This window comes from Vibrio sp. Vb1980 (genome assembly GCF_033338615.1).
Lineage (GTDB): Bacteria > Pseudomonadota > Gammaproteobacteria > Enterobacterales > Vibrionaceae > Vibrio > Vibrio alginolyticus.
In genome coordinates, this window is the sequence record NZ_JAWOSZ010000014.1 from 69,262 (window position 1) to 91,570 (window position 22,309).

At 44.6% G+C, this 22,309-nt stretch carries 16 protein-coding genes; 5 read left to right on the plus strand and 11 right to left on the minus strand.

Annotated features, from left to right (window positions below; genetic code table 11):
* The first annotated feature begins 136 nt into the window (after positions 1-136).
* The 3 genes from R7F64_RS18590 (at position 137) to R7F64_RS18600 (ending at position 4,213) form a co-directional block, all read left to right on the plus strand.
* A complete protein-coding gene (locus R7F64_RS18590; RefSeq protein ID WP_017635689.1) occupies positions 137-1,204 on the plus strand; it encodes a succinylglutamate desuccinylase/aspartoacylase family protein in 1,068 nt (355 codons plus the stop codon).
* 263 nt (positions 1,205-1,467) lie between these two features.
* Entirely contained in the window at positions 1,468-3,654 is a 2,187-nt protein-coding gene (locus R7F64_RS18595) for a TonB-dependent receptor domain-containing protein (protein WP_318071970.1), read from the plus strand.
* Between the two features lie 118 nt (positions 3,655-3,772).
* A complete protein-coding gene (locus tag R7F64_RS18600; protein ID WP_054579043.1) occupies positions 3,773-4,213 on the plus strand; it encodes a hypothetical protein in 441 nt (146 codons plus the stop codon).
* A 90-nt stretch (positions 4,214-4,303) separates the two neighbouring features.
* Here R7F64_RS18600 and R7F64_RS18605 read toward each other — a convergent pair whose 3' ends face one another.
* Both R7F64_RS18605 and purL read right to left on the minus strand, forming a co-directional pair.
* Positions 4,304-4,612, minus strand: a complete 309-nt coding sequence (locus R7F64_RS18605) for a DUF3622 domain-containing protein (RefSeq protein ID WP_025998700.1) — start codon at positions 4,610-4,612, stop codon at positions 4,304-4,306.
* A 296-nt stretch (positions 4,613-4,908) separates the two neighbouring features.
* Positions 4,909-8,802 (minus strand): phosphoribosylformylglycinamidine synthase, encoded by a 3,894-nt coding sequence (purL, locus tag R7F64_RS18610; RefSeq protein ID WP_318071971.1) that lies wholly within the window; start codon positions 8,800-8,802, stop codon positions 4,909-4,911.
* Between the two features lie 299 nt (positions 8,803-9,101).
* On the opposite strand from purL, the gene mltF reads away from it, so the two are divergent.
* Positions 9,102-10,679: a membrane-bound lytic murein transglycosylase MltF gene (mltF, locus tag R7F64_RS18615; protein ID WP_031779069.1), complete on the plus strand. Its 1,578-nt coding sequence runs from the start codon at positions 9,102-9,104 to the stop codon at positions 10,677-10,679.
* Between the two features lie 573 nt (positions 10,680-11,252).
* Here mltF and tadA read toward each other — a convergent pair.
* From tadA to R7F64_RS18645, 6 genes are all read right to left on the minus strand, one after another.
* Positions 11,253-11,801, minus strand: coding sequence for a tRNA adenosine(34) deaminase TadA (gene tadA / locus R7F64_RS18620; protein WP_025998702.1), 549 nt, complete (start codon positions 11,799-11,801; stop codon positions 11,253-11,255).
* A 211-nt stretch (positions 11,802-12,012) separates the two neighbouring features.
* Positions 12,013-13,572 carry an AbgT family transporter gene (locus R7F64_RS18625; protein WP_017635695.1) on the minus strand — a complete coding sequence of 520 codons (1,560 nt, stop codon included), beginning with the start codon at positions 13,570-13,572 and terminating at the stop codon, positions 12,013-12,015.
* A 394-nt stretch (positions 13,573-13,966) separates the two neighbouring features.
* Positions 13,967-14,380: a prepilin-type N-terminal cleavage/methylation domain-containing protein gene (locus R7F64_RS18630; RefSeq protein ID WP_017635696.1), complete on the minus strand. Its 414-nt coding sequence runs from the start codon at positions 14,378-14,380 to the stop codon at positions 13,967-13,969.
* Entirely contained in the window at positions 14,370-15,680 is a 1,311-nt protein-coding gene (locus tag R7F64_RS18635; protein ID WP_318071972.1) for a hypothetical protein, read from the minus strand. Before R7F64_RS18635 ends, R7F64_RS18630 begins: the two co-directional genes overlap by 11 nt.
* Positions 15,677-16,267, minus strand: coding sequence for a PilW family protein (locus tag R7F64_RS18640; RefSeq protein ID WP_017635697.1), 591 nt, complete (start codon positions 16,265-16,267; stop codon positions 15,677-15,679). Before R7F64_RS18640 ends, R7F64_RS18635 begins: the two co-directional genes overlap by 4 nt.
* Positions 16,248-16,754, minus strand: coding sequence for a GspH/FimT family pseudopilin (locus R7F64_RS18645; RefSeq protein WP_017635698.1), 507 nt, complete (start codon positions 16,752-16,754; stop codon positions 16,248-16,250). Before R7F64_RS18645 ends, R7F64_RS18640 begins: the two co-directional genes overlap by 20 nt.
* Positions 16,755-16,857: 103 nt before the next feature.
* Between R7F64_RS18645 and R7F64_RS18650 the strand changes: the two genes are divergently transcribed.
* Positions 16,858-17,289, plus strand: a complete 432-nt coding sequence (locus R7F64_RS18650) for a type IV pilin protein (protein WP_047102120.1) — start codon at positions 16,858-16,860, stop codon at positions 17,287-17,289.
* 68 nt (positions 17,290-17,357) lie between these two features.
* Here R7F64_RS18650 and dnaJ read toward each other — a convergent pair whose 3' ends face one another.
* From dnaJ to R7F64_RS18665, 3 genes are all read right to left on the minus strand, one after another.
* Positions 17,358-18,506, minus strand: a complete 1,149-nt coding sequence (gene dnaJ, locus R7F64_RS18655; protein ID WP_017635700.1) for a molecular chaperone DnaJ — start codon at positions 18,504-18,506, stop codon at positions 17,358-17,360.
* A 204-nt stretch (positions 18,507-18,710) separates the two neighbouring features.
* Positions 18,711-20,624, minus strand: coding sequence for a molecular chaperone DnaK (gene dnaK / locus R7F64_RS18660; RefSeq protein ID WP_005381623.1), 1,914 nt, complete (start codon positions 20,622-20,624; stop codon positions 18,711-18,713).
* Positions 20,625-20,971: 347 nt separating this feature from the next.
* Entirely contained in the window at positions 20,972-22,246 is a 1,275-nt protein-coding gene (locus R7F64_RS18665) for a dicarboxylate/amino acid:cation symporter (RefSeq protein ID WP_005381625.1), read from the minus strand.
* Between the last annotated feature and the right edge of the window lie 63 nt (positions 22,247-22,309).

Genomic DNA, 22,309 nt, shown 5'->3' on the forward strand with positions numbered 1-22,309 from the left:
GAAAACAAAAACTTCACACATACCAAAATTTCACGCATGACGATTAAAGTAATTTGTCGTGTCCTTAATGAGAATGATTAGTGCGATTTTGCAGCAATTGTTACATTGCTGATGACGCATTTGACAGAGATGGTTTATGGCCAGAAGTAAAAAAAGCAAAGTATTTGAGCTCTTAGGACATCAAATACAACCAGGACAACGATTAGAGATCGAATTTGAAGCAGCGAAGCTATATACACATTCGCCTTTATCTATTCCTGTGGAAATCATCCATGGGAAACAAGAAGGACCAGTGTTAATGGTGAATGCCGCTATCCATGGTGATGAGCTTAATGGCGTAGAAATCGTTCGTCAGATCATTAACCAACTGGATCCACAAAAACTGAAAGGCACTGTCATTGCAGTACCTATCGTTAACGTTTTTGGTTTCATCCATAAATCTCGTTACTTGCCCGACCGACGAGATCTCAACCGTTGCTTTCCTGGCAGTGAAAAAGGCGCACTTGCATCTCGTATGGCACACGGGTTCTTTAACAACATTGCCAAGCGTTGTGACTACATTTTGGATCTACACACAGGGGCCATTCATCGCACGAACTTGCCACAGATCCGCGCAAACTTAAGCAACTCAGAAACTCTGCGTATTGCTCAAGCATTTGCAACGCCAGTGATTGTTGATTCAGCATTGCGTGATGGCTCTTTACGCAGTGAAGCAGAAAAATGCGATATTCCAGTGCTCACCTACGAAGCTGGCGAAGCATTGCGTTTTGATCCACTTTCGATCAGCGCTGGTGTACTCGGGGTTCGGCGCGTAATGCAAGCCATTGGTATGTTGCGAGCGAGCAGGAAAAAGCTGCCTGAGCCTATCATAGCGAAGTCCACCAGCTGGGTTCGCGCGTCAGGTAACGGCATTTTGCGTACTGTCGTTAATCTGGGAGACAAAGTAGAACAGGGTGAAACGCTCGCTTATATTAGCTCTCCTCTTGGTCATGACGAGATAGAACTAAAAGCCCCGAAGCGTGGTTTGGTTATCGGTCAACAAACATTACCATTGGTGAACGAAGGCGATGCAATTTTCCACCTTGCCTATTTTAACCAAGGTGATAATGCTTTAGAGCAAGCAGTCGAAAGCTATATTGAAGGCCTCACTGAATTCGATGCCGAGCCGCTGACCACCGGACAGATACCGTTAGAAACTCAGTAATTCCTACCAAGTAGGCGCCTGATTAGCTCAAAAGGAGCAACAGTGCTCGCACTATCTTGTTTAAAGCCAATAAGCTCAGCGTCCATGATGCTGGGCTTTTTGTTTTATGTACGCTAACGATACTTATCGTAGTTTCCACGAATGGATAAAAAACTTTACAATCCGTCGCAAAAACACATTTGATAATTAATATCATTATCATTTATTAATCGTGATAATGTTCTTATAATCCGAGCTTCATAAAAACACTATAAATCATCAATATGAAACGATTAAAAAGTCATCCACTCAAAGTAAATCTCATTTCACTGGCTTTGCTCTTCCCTCTTTATTCATATGCCGAGACAGCGCCAAATGAAGAGCTTGAAGTCATAGGCGTTCGTTATGCCAAACCTATTACCATTGCTGAGCCTGCGCAAACCACCATTAATTGGTCAGAGATTGAAGAGCAACAGTACTCTAATTTTGCCTCAATGATCGATGCCGTTCCCGGTGCATCAATAGATGGTGGCGGTCGTTCTGGTGGCGAACGTATTAACATTCGTGGTTTTGATGATCCAAGCGATATCGCCGTGTTTGTCGATGGCGCTCCAATTGGCTTTCAACAATACCGCTACGGTACCTTCTTTTTTGATCCGTTCTTAATTGGCGAAGCAGAAATTATCAAGGGCGCGCACGACTATCGAGCACTCAACGGGAAGTTTGGTGGCTCCATTCGCATTAAAACCAAAAGTGTCGATGATCTCCTGTACGGCGAAAGAAACTTTGGTGCTCGCATCTCAAGTGCATACAACACCAACGGCGATGAGAACGCCTACACGCTAACACTCTATGGTAAAAACGATACTGGTTTTTATTTTCTAGCGAATGGCTCGGTAAAAGATTCTGATGACATTAAAGTCGGAGGTGGTGAAACGCTGGATTACTCAGGTTATGAGCAAGAAAACATGCTCGTAAAGGTCGGTTATGAAAATAACGATCACGAGTTTGAAATTAGCCATACTCGCTACAAAGATGAAGGTCGTAAACCTTGGGCTAACCGCCGCGGAAAAATGCCTAACATCACCGAATACAATATCAAGAAATACGGCTCATTAGAAAAAGCCCAATACGCTTACACCGTCGATAACAAATACACGGACAACACCACGACCATCTCTTACCACTACATGCCGACTAACCCGTATATTGATTTCAATATCAAAATGGCACGTTCCGAAAACGATCGTCATTGGGTTCGCCCTGACGTAGCATTCGAGAAAATGTTCGTTTCTGTTGGCAGTTACGGTCATGAGTCATGGCTGAGTTACGAGCGTGACTACGTTGATGTGTTTAACCAAGCACAATTCGGAGACCACACTCTAATCACTGGGCTTCAATATCAAAAAACCGATAGAGACTCGTTAGTATTCAACGCATCATACGACAGTAATGAAGCAAAAAATTACGGTTGGTACACCCCTTACTACGAACCATCTGGCACGCAGTCAATTTATGCCGCTTACATTGCTGATCACTATCAAGCAACAAACCGCCTAACAATCACACCTTCTCTGCGTTACGAATACATCAAGAGTGAAGGAAAAGGGAACGCTGCGCCGGATTATAATGATCCAGCTGCCGGACATAACTACGGTGAAACGACGCATAAAGGCTTTAGCCCACGTTTGGATATCGACTTTGATGCGAGCAATAATACGCGTTTAAACGCCTCCTACGCCTACGCTTTAAAAGCACCAACCGTTGATAACATCTACTCAGTGCAATATGCGCGAGCTACCGCTACGGCTACTGCTTTGAATCTGGACGTGTCTCGTATCCATGCTTATCAAGCAAGCGTTATCAACTTAACGGAAGGGCTGGTGAACTCTCGCGATAACCTCGCAACAGAGTTAACTATGTTCTATAACGATGTTAGCGACACAGTTGATATACGAACGGGCGAAAACCTCGACAAAAATACTACTGAGTTACAAAGCTGGAATACAAACCTAGATGGCTTTAAAAACTATGGCTTTGAGCTAATTTCACAATACCGGATTGAAGATTTCTACAGTAATTTCTCAGCAAGTTACATTCGCGGCAAAAACAAAGGTAGCCTATCTGACTCTACAGGTTCAGATGATGATCATCCTGATGTACCGCCATTAAACATTAATCTGGGTTTAGGTTACGAATGGATTCCTGGTTTACGTACGGGCTGGGAAGTCCGTTGGTATGATGCGCAAACCAAAACCAAGGCAAGCGGTAATAATTTAAAAGTGAAATCGCCAAGTGAGCAATACACGCTACAAAACGCTTACGTGGTTTGGGAAATACAACAAGTCGAAGGCTTGAGCGTTGGCGCGGTTGTGAAAAACTTAACCGATCGTTACTACGAAGCATACCTATCTAATGGCGTGCCTTCGCCTGGTCGCGAAGTCAAACTGCACCTCACTTATCAATACTAACCATACCTAAAAGATGCAGGGCAGACATTAACTGCCCTGTTATATCGTATCCAATGGCCATAATTGCACGCCGTTTTATTTATCAGTATTATCATTTCCTTTTTCTTGCATACACATTATGAACAATCTAAAAACACGGCTTCTTCTGATTTGCTTCTTCCCTGTAGGTAGCCTAGCGCAAGCTTCTGAGAACATTGCAGACTACTTAAAAGAACAAAGCAAGCACCAAGTTTCAGAAGATTTTTACGCACAGCCAACAGCAAATAACCTGAATCTAGATGCAAAAACTAACTCTTTAACTTGGCACGAAGATGGTAAGCCGGATCACTGTCGTTACGCCAAGCAGCCCAAAGACGTCGCAACACATTTCGACTACGGTGAAGCAAACGATCTATCTGACGGCTTACAACACTTTGATTTACCGGAAAGACATTCTGCAAAGGTCAAATCGACACATCGCACTTATGCTAATAACCCTCACCTTCTTCCTGGCAATAAACAATTTGCAGCCCCTGAAGACGGCACGTTTAGCCTGTCCGTATCATCGGATTGTTTTTAGCCGATATAAATAAAAAATGCCCTGAGACAAAACTCAGGGCATTTTCACTATTTGTTTGATGGGTAACGTCACCATCTCACCGATTTAAACTTATTCTTCGTCAGTGTCTACTTCGGTTTCACGTGCTTTGCGGGCTTCTTCTTTACGAACTTTTGCCGCTAGTTGTTCTGCTTCACGCTCTTGACGTTGCGCTGCTTTACGCTCGTTACGAACCACTTGGTTTTGGATAAATCCAGCCAGTTCTTGTTCAGCCCAAGCTTGTGCTTTCTCTTCGCTGTCAAAGCCTGTTTCACGCTTTGATACTACAGTCTTACGAGATGTCACTTGGCGAGTGATTTCTGCGCTCCAGCCGTTACGTTTTTCAGTGACGCGGATAGCAAATTTTGGATTCTTAGACATTTCTTTCATTTCCTAAGGGATTTAGGGATCAATCAGGGATTCGGTCAACTTGATAACTCCATCTAAGCTGAGCTGTTTAACACCATCCCTTGGTAAGCGCGGTATTAGAGCATAAAAGTAATCTAAACGCTGCAAGTTTTTTACGCTAGATAATAGATGACAAAGAAGAGGCAGAACAAAGCAACGTTTCGCCAAGTCACTAGAAAGAGCGACGAAGAAAAAAAGAGTGATAAGAAAAAAGAAAGCGCTGGTCTCTCAACCAACGCTTTACTTAAGCTACATTAACCTTTGGTTAATTAACCGATATTCTTACGGGCATTTTGGAACATACGCATCCAAGCGCCATTTTCACCCCAACCTTCCGGAGCCCAAGAATTTGCAACTGTGCGGAATACGCGCTCTGGGTGAGGCATCATGATAGTTACGCGACCGTCTGCTGTTGTTAAACCGGTAATCGCGTTTGGCGAACCATTCGGGTTGTTCGGGTATTGTTGTGTTGGGTTACCGAGGTTATCCACGTAACGAACCGCAACCGTACCTGATGCATCAATCGCTGCTAGGTGCTCTGCATCACGTACTTCTACACGTCCTTCTCCGTGGGAAACCGCGATTGGCATACGCGAACCAGCCATGCCGTCGAAGAATACAGAATCAGATTTCTGAACTTCAACTAGACTAAAGCGCGCTTCAAAACGCTCAGATTCGTTGCGCACAAAACGTGGCCACAAGTCTGCACCTGGGATCAGCTCTTTCAGGTTTGATAGCATCTGACAACCGTTACATACACCTAAAGAGAACGTCTCTTCACGGTTGAAGAAGGCTTGGAACTGTTCACGAGCTTGTGCGTTAAACAGGATAGACTTAGCCCAACCTTCACCCGCACCTAGTACGTCGCCGTAAGAGAAGCCACCACAAGCTACTAGGCCATGGTATTCATCCAGTACCGCTTGGCCTGTTAGGATATCGCTCATATGGATGTCGGTTGCTTCAAAGCCTGCTCTGTCAAACGCTGCTGCCATTTCGACGTGGGAGTTAACGCCCTGCTCACGTAGAATTGCCATCTTAGGTTTAGCACCTTTCGCAATGTACGGTGCTGCAACGTCTTCATTTACGTCGAAGCTGAGCTTAACGTTTAGACCCGGGTCAGAGTTGTCTTTCTTAGCTTCGTGCTCTTGGTCTGCACACGCTGGGTTATCACGTAGGCTTTGCATCTTATGCGTTGTTTCAGCCCAGATAACGCGTAGTTCGGTACGTGAACGTTCAAGCACAACTGCATCACCAGAAGTGATAACAAAGTCGTCTGAAGCTTCAACAGAACCAATCACATGTGAGCATGCCTCTAAGCCGTTTGCCGCCAGAGTAGATAGAACTGAATCTAGATCATCATTCTTAACTTGAACAACCGCACCTAGCTCTTCGTTAAATAGAACGGCTAGCGCATCATCACCCAGCTCTGCGATGTTCGCTTTTACGCCACAGTGGCCCGCGAATGCCATCTCAGCCAGTGTAACAAAAAGACCGCCGTCGCCTTTATCGTGGTAAGCCACTAGCTTGTCATCACGTACTAACGCTTGCATTGCATCAAAGAAGCCTTTTAGCTGCTCTGCATTATCTACGTCAGCAGGTTTGTCACCCAGCTGTTTGTATACTTGTGCCAATGCTGTCGCACCTAAGCGGTTTTTGCCGTTACCCAAGTCAACAAGAACTAGAGAAGTCTTTCCGTTGTCAGTGCGTAGTTGTGGAGTCACGGTCTTACGTACGTCTTCCACACGACCAAATGCCGTGATAACTAACGACAGTGGAGAAGTGACTTCTTTGCTCTCGCCGTTTTCTTCCCACTTGGTTTTCATCGACATGGAGTCTTTACCTACTGGGATAGTCAAACCTAACGCAGGACACAATTCTTCACCAACCGCTTTCACTGCTTCGTAAAGACCCGCATCTTCACCTGGGTGACCCGCTGGAGACATCCAGTTCGCAGACAGTTTAATGTGTTTAATATCACCGATGTCTGTTGCCGCAATGTTCGTTAGTGACTCACCAACGGCTAGGCGAGCCGATGCTCCAAAGTCTAGTAATGCCACTGGCGTGCGCTCACCCATCGACATTGCTTCGCCATGGTAAGTGTCGTAGCTTGCCGCTGTTACTGCGCAGTTTGCTACTGGTACCTGCCAAGGACCAACCATTTGATCACGAGCAACCAGACCCGTTACTGTTCGGTCACCGATAGTAATTAGGAATGTTTTTTCTGCAACAGCAGGAAGACGAAGTACGCGATCCACCGCTTCATTAAGCTCAATACCATCACGAACAATGGCAGGGCTTTCCACTTTTAGTGTGGTTGCGTCACGGTGCATCTTCGGTGGCTTACCAAGCAGGATATCCATTGGCATATCGATTGGCGTATTGTCGAAGTGAGAATCTTCTAGCGTTAGATGACGCTCTTCTGTCGCCACACCCACCACTGCATACGGTGCGCGTTCACGCTTACAGATGGCGTCGAATGCTTCCATGTTTTCTGGCGCTACCGCTAGAACGTAACGTTCCTGTGATTCGTTACACCAGATTTCCAGTGGGCTCATGCCCGGCTCATCGTTTGGTACATCGCGTAATTGGAACTTACCGCCACGCTCACCGTCGTCGACAAGTTCAGGCAATGCGTTAGAGATACCGCCTGCACCCACATCATGGATAAATGCGATTGGGTTGTCGTCGCCTAACTGCCAACAACGGTCGATCACTTCCTGACAGCGACGTTCCATCTCTGGGTTTTCACGCTGTACTGAAGCGAAGTCCAGATCTTCTGCTGACTGACCAGATGCCATTGAGGACGCCGCGCCACCACCAAGACCGATGTTCATTGCCGGACCACCAAGTACGATTAGGCTCGCACCCACTGGAATCTCTTTCTTCTGTACGTGTTCATCTCGGATGTTACCCATACCACCAGCAATCATGATTGGTTTGTGGTAACCACGAATTTCTTCACCCGCATGAGAAGTGACTTTTTCTTCGTAAGTACGGAAGTAACCCAATAGATTTGGACGACCAAATTCGTTGTTGAATGCCGCGCCTCCTAGAGGACCTTCAAGCATGATGTCTAACGCATTTACAATACGACCCGGCTTACCGAAGTCGGTTTCCCATGGCTGTTCAAAACCAGGAATACGTAAGTTAGAGGTTGTAAAACCAACCAGACCCGCTTTTGGCTTACCGCCGATACCCGTCGCGCCTTCGTCACGGATTTCACCGCCTGAGCCAGTCGATGCGCCCGGCCACGGAGAGATTGCCGTTGGGTGGTTGTGCGTTTCTACCTTCATCAAGATGTGCGTATCTTCATGGTGGTACGTGTATTGACGAGATTTAGGGTCAGGGAAGAAACGCCCCGCTTTAGAACCTGTCATAACGGCTGCGTTGTCTTTGTATGCAGACAGCACATAGTCAGGTGTCGTTTCAAAAGTGTTTTTGATCATTTTGAACAAAGACTTAGGTTGATCTACCCCGTCGATAGTCCAATCTGCGTTAAAAATTTTGTGGCGACAATGCTCTGAGTTCGCCTGAGCAAACATCATCAATTCAATGTCGTTTGGGTTACGCCCAAGCTTAGTAAAGTTCTCTACCAAGTAATCAATTTCATCTTCTGCGAGTGCCAAGCCAAGGGAAACGTTTGCCTCTTCAAGCGCAAGACGACCGCCAGCTAAGATATCAACATGTGCGACAGGCTTAGGCTCTGCAACAGTAAATAATGCTGATGCGGCTTCAAATGCTGTGAATACTGTTTCCATCATGCGGTCGTGAATTAACGCTTTAACAGCGTCAGCTTGAGCTTCTGATAGAACAACTGAAGATTCGACATAATAAGCCGTACCACGCTCTAGACGTTTCACTTTATCCAGACCACAGTTAACAGCGATATCGGTAGATTTAGAAGACCAAGGCGAGATAGTGCCAGGACGAGGCGTGACAAGAAGTAGAAGACCTTCAGGCTCATGCTCTTCGATGGTTGGGCCGTAAGTTAGTAACTTTTCAAGTTTTTCTAACTCTTGGTCATCAAGGTCTGACTTTAGATCGGCAAAGTGCATAAACTCGGCATAAATACCAGTTACAGGCAGATCTTGTTCACGACAAAGTTCCAGTAGTTTATTAACACGAAACTCAGAAAGAGCTGGGGAGCCACGCAAAATTCTCATGTGCTTAGGTCTCTTATGCAATTGATTAAGGTGATATTGGAATAAATTCAGACACTTAAAATAAGCCCTGTCGAACCTATGCCGATTCCACCTCGTCATTGCGAGCGCATTATATAGTAATTGTTTTTGTGATGTAACACCAAAAGCAACCGTTTGCGTCATTTTTTTTGTCAAATTTGAATTACAACTAAAATGTCGATAAAACACACAATGTCACGTTATAAGTGTGTGATTCACTTTGCCCCATGAGCTCGCTTTGATATAAAGGCAAATAGAAATTTTCCAAGATGTACCTATTAATGCAAATAAGTCACTTCAACCGGCTCAAGCGCAGTGCTCTAATTTTAGTTTCTGTTCTTTTGCTCTCTGCTTGCCAGATTGAGTCGGAGCCCAAAAGTGAATTTGAAAAAATTCAAGAACGTGGTGTGCTTCGTGTTGGCACGCTAAACAATCAGCTTTCCTACTACATAGGACCCGATGGTCCCGCAGGGTTGGATTACGAATTGGCGCGTCAGTTTGCGGAGCAGCTCGGCGTCAAACTCGAGATTAAACCAGCCTTTCGCCAGGCTGAGCTTTTTCCTGCTCTTAAGAAAGGAGATATCGATATCATCGCTACGGGTTTAAATCAAACGTCACAAGCAGTCAAACGATTTAGACCAGGCCCTGCCTATTATTATGTAAGCCAACAAGTGGTATATAAAAAAGGGCAACTTCGACCACGTGATATCGAACAACTCATTGAATACCAAGCCTCGAAAGACGACGAGTCCGACGAAGATACAAATGCAGGAGCGCAAACATTAAAGATCGTTGAACAATCGCAATATGTTCCGACCCTAACAGCGTTAAAGAAGCAGTATCCAGAACTTCAGTTTGAAATTGTTGGTGATGCTGACACGAGAGACTTACTCAAATACGTATCGACGGGTGAGTTACGTTTTACTGTGACTGATTCGGTGGAACTTTCCCTAGCTCAACGCCTTTACCCCGATCTTGCGCTCGCATTTGAACTTACAGAAGATCAACCAGTGTCTTGGTTTACTCGACGTTCTGAAGACGAAAGTTTGTATGCGATGCTGATAGAGTTTTTCGGTAACATCAAACAATCAGGAGAACTGTCCACCCTCGAAGAAAAGTACATTGGTCATATTGAGGCATTTGATTACGTTGATACTCGCGCATTCATTCGAGCTCTGGATGACAAATTGCCTAAATGGGCACCTTTATTCCAAAAATACAGCGAAGAGTTCGACTGGCGCTTAATTGCAGCATTGGCGTATCAAGAATCACACTGGAAGCCAACAGCAAAATCGCCAACGGGTGTTAGGGGGATGATGATGCTGACTCTGCCAACAGCGAAAAGCGTCGGGGTAACAAACCGTTTAGACCCTGAGCAATCTGTTCGTGGTGGTGTCGAGTACTTACGTCGTATTGTAAGTCGCGTGCCTGATAGCATTAACGAGCATGAAAAAATATGGTTTGCGTTAGCTTCATACAATATTGGTTACGGCCACATGATGGACGCACGACGACTCACCAAAGCACAAGGTGGCGATCCGAACGCTTGGGCCGATGTAAAAGACAGGCTGCCTTTACTTCGTCAGAAGCGCTATTACAGCCAAACTCGCTATGGGTACGCCAGAGGCGATGAAGCGCGTAATTACGTAGAAAATATTCGACGTTACTACCAATCCATCATTGGTCATGTCAGCCAACAGCCAGCGATTGATGAGAATAGCGATGACTTGCAAGTGATTCCGCCGCTCAACCCCGACATTTTGATATCGGGCGCAGTAGAGACCGTCGTAGAACAAGTCTCTGGCGCTTCTGACGTCACGGTTGAAGAAGACACCGAACAAGAAAGCATTGAAGAATAAACCCGCGGTAAACTAAAAAATGACGAGCCTATGAAGCTCGTCATTTTTGTTGAGTCCTAACGAAAACTTATCTAGAATCCAATATTCTGAGTGACACCAACCACACTCAACCATTCCTTTGGTTGGTCGCCTTTTCTTCATCGTTAGTAAAACTGATTGCTTTGTAACCACATGGTTTAGCTCACTTGATGAAGCGGCGCCTTCGGCTACACTCTGCCGAAATAACGTCACTCCTATTATTAAGCATCGTATTGAAATTGTTTGCTGGCTCTGTGCAATGCAGAAGTCAAATGAAGAACGTTTAAACCATACAATGTTTAGTGCGATTATCGAGCCTATTGCCAAGCATCGATGAGCCGCGCTTTACTGGTATAAGTCTTGTCTGCAGGAGGTTTTGAATATGAGAAGACGTAGAGTGCAGTCAAAGCGTTTAAATAACACAGTAGCTGCTATCCGACGTAAACGTAAACTGACATGTATGAAAAAGAAAGTAAGTTCACGTAATCGTGTTTTTGTACATTTAGTCAATCACTAGTGCGTCCAAACAAACATCTACCACGTTGTAGGTGTTTGCTAGCCCTCACTACTCCCACTACCTTGCTCGCTCTCTCGATTTTCTAATGCTTTTTGTGCTTGCTTCTTCGCTTTAATTTCCTTTCGGCGACGCTTAAAAAACGCTTGTAGCTGAGTGCGGCACTCATCTTCTAGCAGCCCCTTTTCAACTAAGGCGTAATGGTAAGCGGCTTGGCTTTCAAACAAATTAAGCACTGTTCCTGCAGCTCCAGCTTTTAAATCTGGCGCTCCAAAAACAACCCGCTTAACGCGGCTATGCAATAAGGCTCCGGCACACATTGGGCATGGCTCAAGTGTTACATATAACGTCGTATCCAGAAGGCGGTAATTTTCTAGCTTTTGGCCTGCTTTACGCAGCGTTTGGATCTCAGCATGTGCGGTAGCGTCATTAGTACCAATAGAGCGATTCCACCCCTCAGCGATAATTTCACCATCTTTGACAAGCACTGCGCCAACAGGTACTTCCCCCTCAGCTTCTGCTTGCTCAGCAAGCTCCATCGCTCTGCGCATAAACAATTCATCTTGAGGGGTAAACGGATGGTTAGACAAAGGAGGCTCCAAAGAAACAAAAATGATTGAAGTCGGGAATTTTATCACCAACTTCGGCTTCACTACAGCGACACATCACGGGACAAAGTCTGCAACTCCAAAAAACTAGTTACAAGACCTATCGATGTTCGTTTTACGAGAACAAAAAAGCGCAGATCGAAGACCTGCGCTTTTTGGCTGCCAATTAGCGGCTTTCACACCCTAAACGTTTTTACATTGTGTAAGTGTAAGGAGCTTGAATGCCTAGCGGGATACCTACCATCCAATAAGCAACTAGGAAGATAGACCAACCGATCAGCATTGCGATCGAGAATGGCATCATTAGTGACGCAAGCGTACCGATACCAGCCGACTTCACATAACGCTGACAGTAAACCACTACAAGAGGGAAAAATACCATTAGAGGCGAAATGATGTTCGATACAGAGTCACCCACACGGTAAGCCGCTTGAGACAGCTCAGGCGAGATACCAACCGCCATTAGCATTGGCACTAAGATTGGACCAATTAAAGCCCATTTTGCCGATGCCGAACCAATAAGTAGGTTTACAGACGCGGTTAGAAGGATCATACCGATGATGGTCACTTCACCTGGTAGGTTCATCGCTTTTAAGCCTTCTGCGCCATACAACGCTAGCATCGTACCGATGTTTGACTGAGCAAATGCAGATAGGAACTGAGCACAGAAGAACGACATAACAATGTATGCGCCCATGGTTGACATAGTATCAGCCATCGCTTTGATAATGTCGTTGCTGGTCTTGAACGTTCCAGACACTTTACCGTAAACGTAACCAGGAATGATAAACAGAATAAAGATCAACGGCACGATAGACTTCATTATCGGTGCTGAGAAGGCAGTAATTTCACCTTCAGGCGAGCGAAGTGCTGATGTTTCTGGAATTAACGCTGCAACAAGTAAAGCAATACCCGCCATCATTGCCCAACCTGCATAACGGAATGCTTTTGATTCCAGTTCAGTAAATGAACCTAGGTTTGGCGCGGTTTCCGCATCATCATCAATTGGCATTTTTGATAAACGAGGCTCGATGATTTTCTCTGTCACGTACCAACCAATCCCCACAATAATGATAGAGGATAGGCCAGTGAAGAAGATGTTCGCTAATGGGTTAACCACATATTCAGGATCAAGAACCTGCGCCGCAGTTTGCGTAAAGCCAGCCAATAGCGGATCGATACCTGAAGGGATAAAGTTTGCAGAGAAGCCACCAGATACACCTGCAAATGCTGCCGCAATACCTGCTAAAGGGTGACGACCTGCCGCATGGAAGATAATACCGCCAAGAGGAATAACCAGAACATAGCCTGCATCTGCCGCAGTATGCGATACAATGGCAACCAAAATAAGCATTGGAGTAAGAAGCTTAGCTGGCGTGAAGTTCAGCATCTTCTTAAGACCCGTCGTAATAAAGCCCGAAGAATCTGCAACACCCACACCTAGCATTGCGACAAGTACGATACCCAGTGGCGCAAAGCCAGTAAACGTCGTCACCATGTTAGCAAGGAAACTTGCTAGCGCTTCGCCCGTAAGTAAGTTGGTGATAGTAAGAGCTTCGCCCGTTCGAGGGTTTGGAAGATCGAATGATACATTCGACAAAAGTGCTGACGCCGCCCAAGTAATGATCAATGCCCAGAAGAACAAAATCGCAGGATCAGGGATTTTGTTACCTGTCCTCTCGATAAAGTTTAAAAAGCGCTCCATCCCGCTCGGCTTCGATGATGGTGCTTTATTTACAGCTTGGTTACTCATGGTAACTCCATAGTGAATGATGTTGGTGCCAAGGCCTATTTGAATAATTATAACGGCCTACTATCCAACGAGTATTCTAGTAAACACTAATGGAGAAAGCACAAGGTTCTAGATTTTTTTTCATAATTGGAGACATATTTTGCAAAAAAACAAAACCAAAGATACAAGCCTGAAACATTATGGAAAAATCAACATATACATTTAGTAAACGAGCTGGCAAAAACAGAGGTTGCATAGAGCGATGAATAGATAGTTTTAAGAAAAGAAACTATACGTGATGAGAAGCAAGAAATAATTCTCTTCAATATAAAAAGGGCAACGCGGACAGTGAACACCTTATCCAGAACTCCAATCGGTTTTGATTGAATCGGCGTAAAACAGGAACCTAGACTATTTAATCAAATTCGCTATGTTTAGAGATCATGGTTTTCAGCTCTACCGATTGTATTTTACCGTGGCGATCTTGCCATAGAGCTTCCATATGTATCGTTTTAAGTGCGCCCGACAGAGTTGCCGTTGGCACAGACCAAGATAAAGTATACAAGGGGTGCGTAGTATCTTCCCCAGAGACAATATTTGTATCAAAATTAGCGGCGGGCATCGAGGGGACTGCAGAAATAGCCCCACGCGTACGAAACCACTCTAATTTCTGCTCAGCAAGATTTAGCGCTTCAATGCTATGCATCGCGTAATCTGCCCGCAGCTCAATGTAAGCTTGCAACTTAACCAATCCAAGAGCACCGACACCAATTAAAATAAAAGAAATCATTATTTCAATTAAACTAAAACCATGTTGTTTACTTGGCATTCCAACTTCCCTCTTGCCAACGAACATCATTTCTCCTTGTTGTAGGTCTTTTGCTGGAATCAAATAGTAACTCCATTGAGCCCGCAATTGAGGTTTTTAACCCATCAGTATCAAAACCATAACCACCCGTTGCGTGAAATGCCCCTGCATCAACATAAACAGTTTGTGTAAGATCAGTATATTGTTTACCAATGGTAAAATTAGTCGGTGAGCCATCAGCATTCGAGAACAAACTTTCCCAATAGCTTTTTAACTCATCAGGAGCAAACTGTGGTTTAGTTTTATCGACTAAATGAAAAAGCGAACCCTGAAATGTTGTTGAACCAGTATTGATAAAAATACCATCTTGAATAACTAACGTATATTTCTCATGGTTGCCTTGAAGTGCTAAATTCCCGTGAATGGCGCAGTCACCAGTAATCCAAACCTTATCTACTTCCTTAAAAGCATTTTCGATAGCTGATTTACACTGTGTCGCATTTGACAAATTGATTTTCCCAGCTTTCGGAAATGAAGCTTTGACTTTATCAATGTTTTCCGGTGTTTTTTTGTAATCAAAAAAGGTTTGGAATGGATCGACTTCAGAGTCATAAACAAAATCGCCTTTTAGCTGCGGATCAGAAGTTTCAGGTTTATTAGTTTTCGTAATTGCATTCCCAGCTTTTACTGTAACATTGGTTGTCGTTGCAGCGGTACACCCTCCAGCAGGAGAACCATCATATAAGCTATTCGCTCTTATTGATGCAGTGTTATATTTTGATCCTGTGCTTCCGCCTTCCATGGTATAACTATACCGATAAGTCAGTGATATGCATTCATACAGATTGTCAGAATTAAGATCACCTTTCGCATCTGGATGAACCTTTAAATCACCATAAGTAGTTAACTTGGATGTGGTTTGTATCGCTCCTTTTCCACGATTACTTAGTGTACTGAAAGTTTTATTGAGCTGGGCCCAACCATTGTGAGATATAGAATTAATACGATAGACTCCTGCCCCTATATCAGTAACGTTCAGCTGGCCAAGGTTTAATTCCCTCTTACATAAGGTATTTAAATTATTGTGATTAATTGGGATGAGCTCGTTCACTATGGATACATCATCTGTGACATAAGCAAATAGACACTCAAGCCCTCCTTCCGCTTCCCAGTGCTGTTGCCGAGAACTAACTTCATTCTGCGCACGCTTAATTTGATAAAATAGATTCTTATATGAGCCTAACGTCACAACCAAAGCGACAGAGAGCAGTATGGAAGTAATAAGTAACGTGGCCACTCCTTGTTGATGCTTACGTATCATTGCCAATTCCTTTGCTGAACTTGTAATAAAATGGCGTGAGAAATTGCCGGATCATTTTTTAATTCAGCGGCCATTGAAATAGAAATAAACGCACTCTCTATTGACGAACCTGATAGTAATGTTCGACTAACACCAAATTGAGTTACTTTAATTTGCTTAGGATCAAAAAGATCAAAACATCCACTAGCAGCAGACACGACACTTAAAGGTGATGGTGAATCATCCTGGCAATATTCCAACATATTATCCTTTAACCGATATATCGTATTACTCACAGAGCTTGCTGTGTTTCGATAAACATAACCGATTTTTTCGGATTGTTGATATAGAACGCTAGGAGAACCGGAAAGCATCATTGATTTTGTCGTAATACCATCAAACCCTGCTCGCTGAATATCCTCTTTCACTTGTTGAATTACACTACTCATCTGCTGAAGTAGCATTATTTCCTTGCTTCGCTGCACAGCTGTTTTTTGGTTAGAAAGAAACACTGCGCCAACAATGCCCAAAGCGACAAGTCCTAACAACGCAGCAATCATAAACTCAACAAGTGTACTACCCTGCTGTTTAGCATTGTTCAAAGCCATATTTTGCCTTATTCATAGCGCACACTTTTACTCGCCCTGCTCCGTTATGAACAGTTACTTTTATCGGACTGGTATCCGCTTGAGATTTCTTCAGGTGAATACTTCCCGCATTTTTGGGATTCCCCATAACACGATCAAACTTGACGCTAGTTATATTACTCGACACCACCAGACCCCGATATAGATGACCTTGCAGCTCAGCAACAGTATTCATTGAAGTAATGTCAGTGACATTCGATACACTCGAGAGTGTGAGCTTCCAGCTTCCGGTGGATGAAGGCAAGCCTTGAATATGAACCCAAAAATCTTGATTTCTCATCACCGATTCCGATTTCGCTTGGATCAAAAAACCCTGTAATTCGTTGGCTAAATTCACTATTTTCATGTGTTGGCTAACTTTTGAAAAACTTGGGGCGACAAAAAGTAGTAGTACTGACAAGACAGCAACAGTAATAAGAAGCTCCAACAACGTAAACCCGCGAGGCATTTCCCAAATTCCTATGTAAACGGCAAAAGGGCCGTAATTCATCTTGCACAGATGCTATCACCTGCCAAAAATAGGCGGAAAAGTGAAAAGGAAACTACTCGTGATGATTCGAATTTCTCGTTGTAACGGCTACAAAAAAGGATTGAGAGGGATGACATTGATCGAATTACTGGTAGCTGTAGTGATTGTCGGAATCATTGCGGCTGTCGCCTACCCTTCTTACACCAATCATGTGCTCAAGTCTCATAGGACGGTTGCCTTGAGCGATCTTAGTCGAATTCAGCTAGAGCTAGAGACATCTTATGATGGTGGGTACGACTGGAGTCATATTATCTCTGGAGGCACATGCACTCTATGCGATTCAGACACAGATAGATTTTCTTTCAATATTGCGAGCTCTGCAAGTACGGCCTATACCATTACAGCAACAGCAAAATCGGCTCTGGGACAAGACGACGACGAGTGTTTGACTGGCGCTAAAACGATTACTTTAACGTCAACAAATGTCGAAGAACCAAGTGATTGCTGGAATTAGAAGAACACCGAGATGCAAAAAGGCCTGCATTTTAGCAGGCCTTTGTATTTGTGCTTTTCACTAAAGTCTTAGCTGGTTAAATCATCAAAGAACTTTTTCACACCGTTGAAAAAGCCTTCTGATTTAGGCTTGTGCTTTGTCGCCGCTTCACCACCACAAGATTCTTCAAACTCTTTGAGCAGTTCTTTTTGGCGTGAGCTTAGATTTACTGGTGTTTCGACAACCAACTTAACAATCAAGTCACCGATACCGCCACCGCGAACGCCTTTCACACCTTTACCACGCATGCGGAACATACGACCTGTTTGCGTTTCTGAAGGTACTTTTAGGCTTACGCGACCATCTAGAGTTGGTACTTCAACTTCACCACCTAGAGCTGCCATCGCAAAGCTTACTGGCACTTCACAGTATAGGTTGTTGCCATCACGCTCGAAGATATGGTGCTCTTTCACGTGCACTTGTACATACAAGTCGCCAGCAGGCGCCCCCATTTCTCCCGCTTCACCTTCGCCAGATAGGCGAATACGATCGCCAGTATCAACACCTGCCGGGATCTTAACGTTAAGTGTTTTTGTTTTCTGCTTACGACCTTGACCATGACACTCATTACAAGGGTCTTTAATGATTTTACCTTTGCCGTGACAGGTAGGACAGGTTTGTTGCACTGCGAAGAAGCCCTGGCGCATCTGTACTTGACCATGACCATGACAGGTACCACATGTTTCAGCAGATGAACCTTTCTTCGCGCCACTACCATCGCAGGTATCACAGTGTACTAGTGTCGGTACTTCGATCTCTTTCGTTACACCACGAACCGCTTCTTCTAGCGTCAATTCCATGTTGTAACGTAGGTCAGCACCTCGCTGGGCACGGTGGCCACCACCGCCACGACGACCACCACCAAAGATGTCACCGAATACATCGCCAAAGATGTCGCCGAAATCAGCACCGCCGCCGCCAAAGCCGCCGCCACCGAAACCACCGCCGCCTTGTTCAAAAGCTGCATGACCGTATTGGTCGTACGCCGCTTTCTTTTGAGGGTCGGTCAGAACTTCGTACGCTTCTTTTACTTCTTTAAACTTGTCCGCCGCAGAATCATCACCCTGGTTTCGGTCTGGGTGGAATTTCATCGCTAGACGCTTATACGCCTTTTTGATATCGCGCTCTGAGGCATCACGGCTTACGCCTAATACTTCGTAAAAATCACGTTTTGACATGTTCTTCGTCACCAGTTAATTACTACAAACGGCATCGATTCACCGCTTGGTGTTTGTATCGTTCTAGGTAAGTGCACTTGTCTGCAACATACTTAACTAGAAAGACAGCGTTTACAAACAGACGGGCGTAAGAGTTGCCCCAAACGCCCGCACACGAAGTCTTATCGACCCCAGATGGCTATGCAGCCATCTGGTTAAGAAATATTATTTCTTGTCGTCTTTAACTTCTTCGAACTCAGCATCTACAACGTCGTCTTCTTTAGACTGTGCACCTGCGTCAGCACCTTGTGCTTGCTGCGCTTGAGCTTGTTGTTGAGCGATTTCCATCAGCTTTTGAGAAGCAGTCATTAGTGCTTGAACTTTAGCATCGATAGCTTCTTTGTCTTCGCCTTTACGTGCTGTTTCTAGCTCAGAAATTGCTGCTTCAATCTTCTCTTTCTCTTCTGCAGGTAGCGCTTCACCAGCTTCTTCTACTTGCTTACGAGTACCGTGAATCATTTGGTCAGCTTGGTTACGTGCAGTCGCTAGCTCTTCGAACTTCTTGTCCGCTTCTTTGTTAGCTTCTGCTTCTTGAACCATTTTCTCGATGTCTTCATCGCTTAGACCGCCAGAAGCTTGGATAGTGATCTTCTGCTCTTTACCAGTCTGCTTGTCTTTCGCAGACACGTGTAGGATACCATCCGCATCAAGGTCAAACGTAACCTCGATTTGTGGCATACCACGTGGTGCAGGCTGGATGCCTTCTAGGTTAAATTGGCCTAGAGACTTGTTGTACATCGCTTGCTTACGCTCACCTTGTAGAACGTGGATAGTTACCGCGCTCTGGTTGTCTTCCGCTGTAGAGAAAACTTGGTTCGCTTTAGTTGGGATAGTTGTGTTCTTCTCAACTAACTTAGTCATCACGCCACCCATTGTCTCGATACCTAGAGACAGTGGAGTTACGTCTAGTAGTAGTACGTCTTTAACGTCACCAGCAAGTACACCACCTTGAACTGCAGCACCCATTGCTACTGCTTCGTCAGGGTTTACGTCACGGCGCGCTTCTTTACCAAAGAACTCAGCAACTTTCGCTTGAACCATTGGCATACGAGTCTGACCACCAACTAGGATTACGTCAGTGATGTCGTTTACTGATAGGTCAGCATCAGCTAAAGCTACTTTTAATGGCTCAAGAGAGCGTTGTACTAGGTCTTCAACTAGAGATTCTAGTTTTGCACGAGTCACTTTAATGTTCATGTGCTTAGGACCAGTTGCATCTGCAGTAACGTAAGGTAGGTTTACGTCTGTTTGAGAAGTAGAAGAAAGCTCGATTTTCGCTTTCTCTGCTGCTTCTTTAACACGCTGCATTGCTAGTGGGTCGTTCTTAAGGTTGATGCCTTGCTCTTTGTTGAACTCATCAACCAAGTAGTTGATTAGACGGTTATCAAAGTCTTCACCACCTAGGTGAGTATCACCGTTAGTTGCTAAAACTTCGAATGTTTTCTCGCCTTCAACTTCATCAATTTCGATGATTGAAATATCGAATGTACCACCACCAAGGTCGTATACCGCGATAGTGCGATCGCCGCCTTTCTTATCTAGACCGTAAGCTAGTGCAGCTGCCGTTGGTTCGTTGATGATACGTTTAACTTCTAGACCTGCGATACGGCCAGCATCTTTTGTCGCTTGACGCTGAGCATCGTTAAAGTAAGCAGGTACTGTGATAACTGCGCCAGTTACTTCCTCACCAAGGAAGTCTTCAGCAGTTTTCTTCATTTTCTTAAGAACTTCAGCAGAAACCTGAGGAGCTGCCATTTTTTGGCCTTTCGCTTCTACCCAAGCATCACCGTTGTCAGCCTTAACGATTTTGTAAGGCATGATTTCGATGTCACGCTGAACTTCTTCGTCTTCAAAACGACGACCGATTAGACGCTTAATTGCAAATAGCGTGTTTTCTGGGTTAGTTACTGCTTGACGTTTCGCTGGTTGACCTACTAGCGTCTCACCGTCAGTGTAAGCAATAACCGATGCAGTAGTACGTTCGCCCTCTGCGTTTTCAATTACACGTGGTTTGTCGCCGTCTAATACAGCAACACATGAGTTAGTAGTACCTAAGTCAATACCAATGATTTTACCCATCTGGCTATCTCCGAATAAATTCTATTTTCGTTTGGTTATAACCCCAATGTGGGGGGAGGAGAATCGGGTTTCAACCCTTGCTCACAAACAAAAATAATCAATGTTTGCTTCTCTATGCCACATAGATAAGGGCGGCAAAATGCTTTTCAAGGGCAGAATTAAAAAAAAGCGTCTTTTTTCGAAATTTATGTGTTTCTTTCTGATTAGTTGGGAACTCGTCACACTGCTGTAGCGCAACAAAACGTCATTTCCCAGATAAATTTATTTATGTCCGACTCTTCCTAAATAAAAAACGAGCTCATAAGAGCTCGCTTCAATATTAGGGTTAAAATAAATTATTCAAGGTATTAGGCGTTCGCTTGAGCAGGCTCAGCATCAACACCTTCTTCTTTACCTATCTCACCTTCTGTTTTTGCAACAATGGTGTTCACTGCCGTGTCGCCGACAACGTTAGATGATGTACAGAACATATCATTTATACGGTCGACCGCTGCAATGATTGCTAAACCTTCAGGTGGTAAACCTAGTTGGTGAAGCAAAACGCCTACCATTACCACGCCGCCCCCAGGAACGCCGCCAGCACCAATAGATAACAGAAGAATAGTTAAGCCAAGTGTGAAGATGTCTGCGGTGTTAATTGGCTGGCCAAAAGCGTTCGCAACAAACATCGTTGCTAGAGCAATATAGATAGACACACCAGACATATTCATCGTTGCGCCCAGTGGTACACCGAAGCCAGCAACCGATTTAGAGACCTGAAGCTTTTCTGTCAGTGTGCGCATCGTTACCGGGATAGTCGCGTTTGAGCTCGCGGTAGATAGAGAGAAAAGAATCTGCTCACGAGTTGCACGTAGGAAAGTCTTTGGAGAAGTTCCTGTCGCAATACTCACTGCCATTGGGTAGAAGAAGAAGATCCAGAACACCAACATCGCAACCACCAAAGCCACGTAACCGGCAACGGACATTAATGTATTGGCGTTTAGCGTTGCACCTAGTTGAATCATTAGTGCGAACACACCATATGGTGCAAGACTCATCACTAATCCAACCAATTTCATCATGATTTCATTTGCCATTTTGAATGTGCGAATAGCTGGGCCACCACGAGAATCCAAAGCTTGAATTGCAAGCCCCGTCAAAATTGCCATAAAGATGATTTGCAGCATGTCGCCGCTAGCAAACGCTTGTACAGGATTGCTAGGAACAATGTTAACAACTAAAGAGAAAATGTCCGGCGTCTCTGTCGTTGTCAGCTGTACAGCCTCAGATACCGTTCCTGCTAGATTAGCGCCCGCTCCTGGCTGGAAGATCAAGCCGACAGTCAAAGCCGCCGTAATCGCAATGATGGTGTTAAGAATGTAAAGGGTAAAAGTTTTTCCACCAAGACGACCAAATGCACTGATGTCTTTCAAGTCAACAATGCCGCATACGATTGAAACGTAAACTAAAGGAACAACAAGCAATTTGATCAGTGAGACGAACATGCCGCCAACACCTTCTGCTGCTCCAAGTAGGTATGTATCAAAAATCGCAATACCGCTAAATAAGTACTGAATTGCTGTCCCCAGCACAAGGCCGGCAAACAAGCCTATAAAAATCTTACTAGAAAGCGATTTATCCATTATAAATCTCCGATATGTTGTGTTTACTATTTACATTTTTGTAGTTATATATGCTTACTTTTA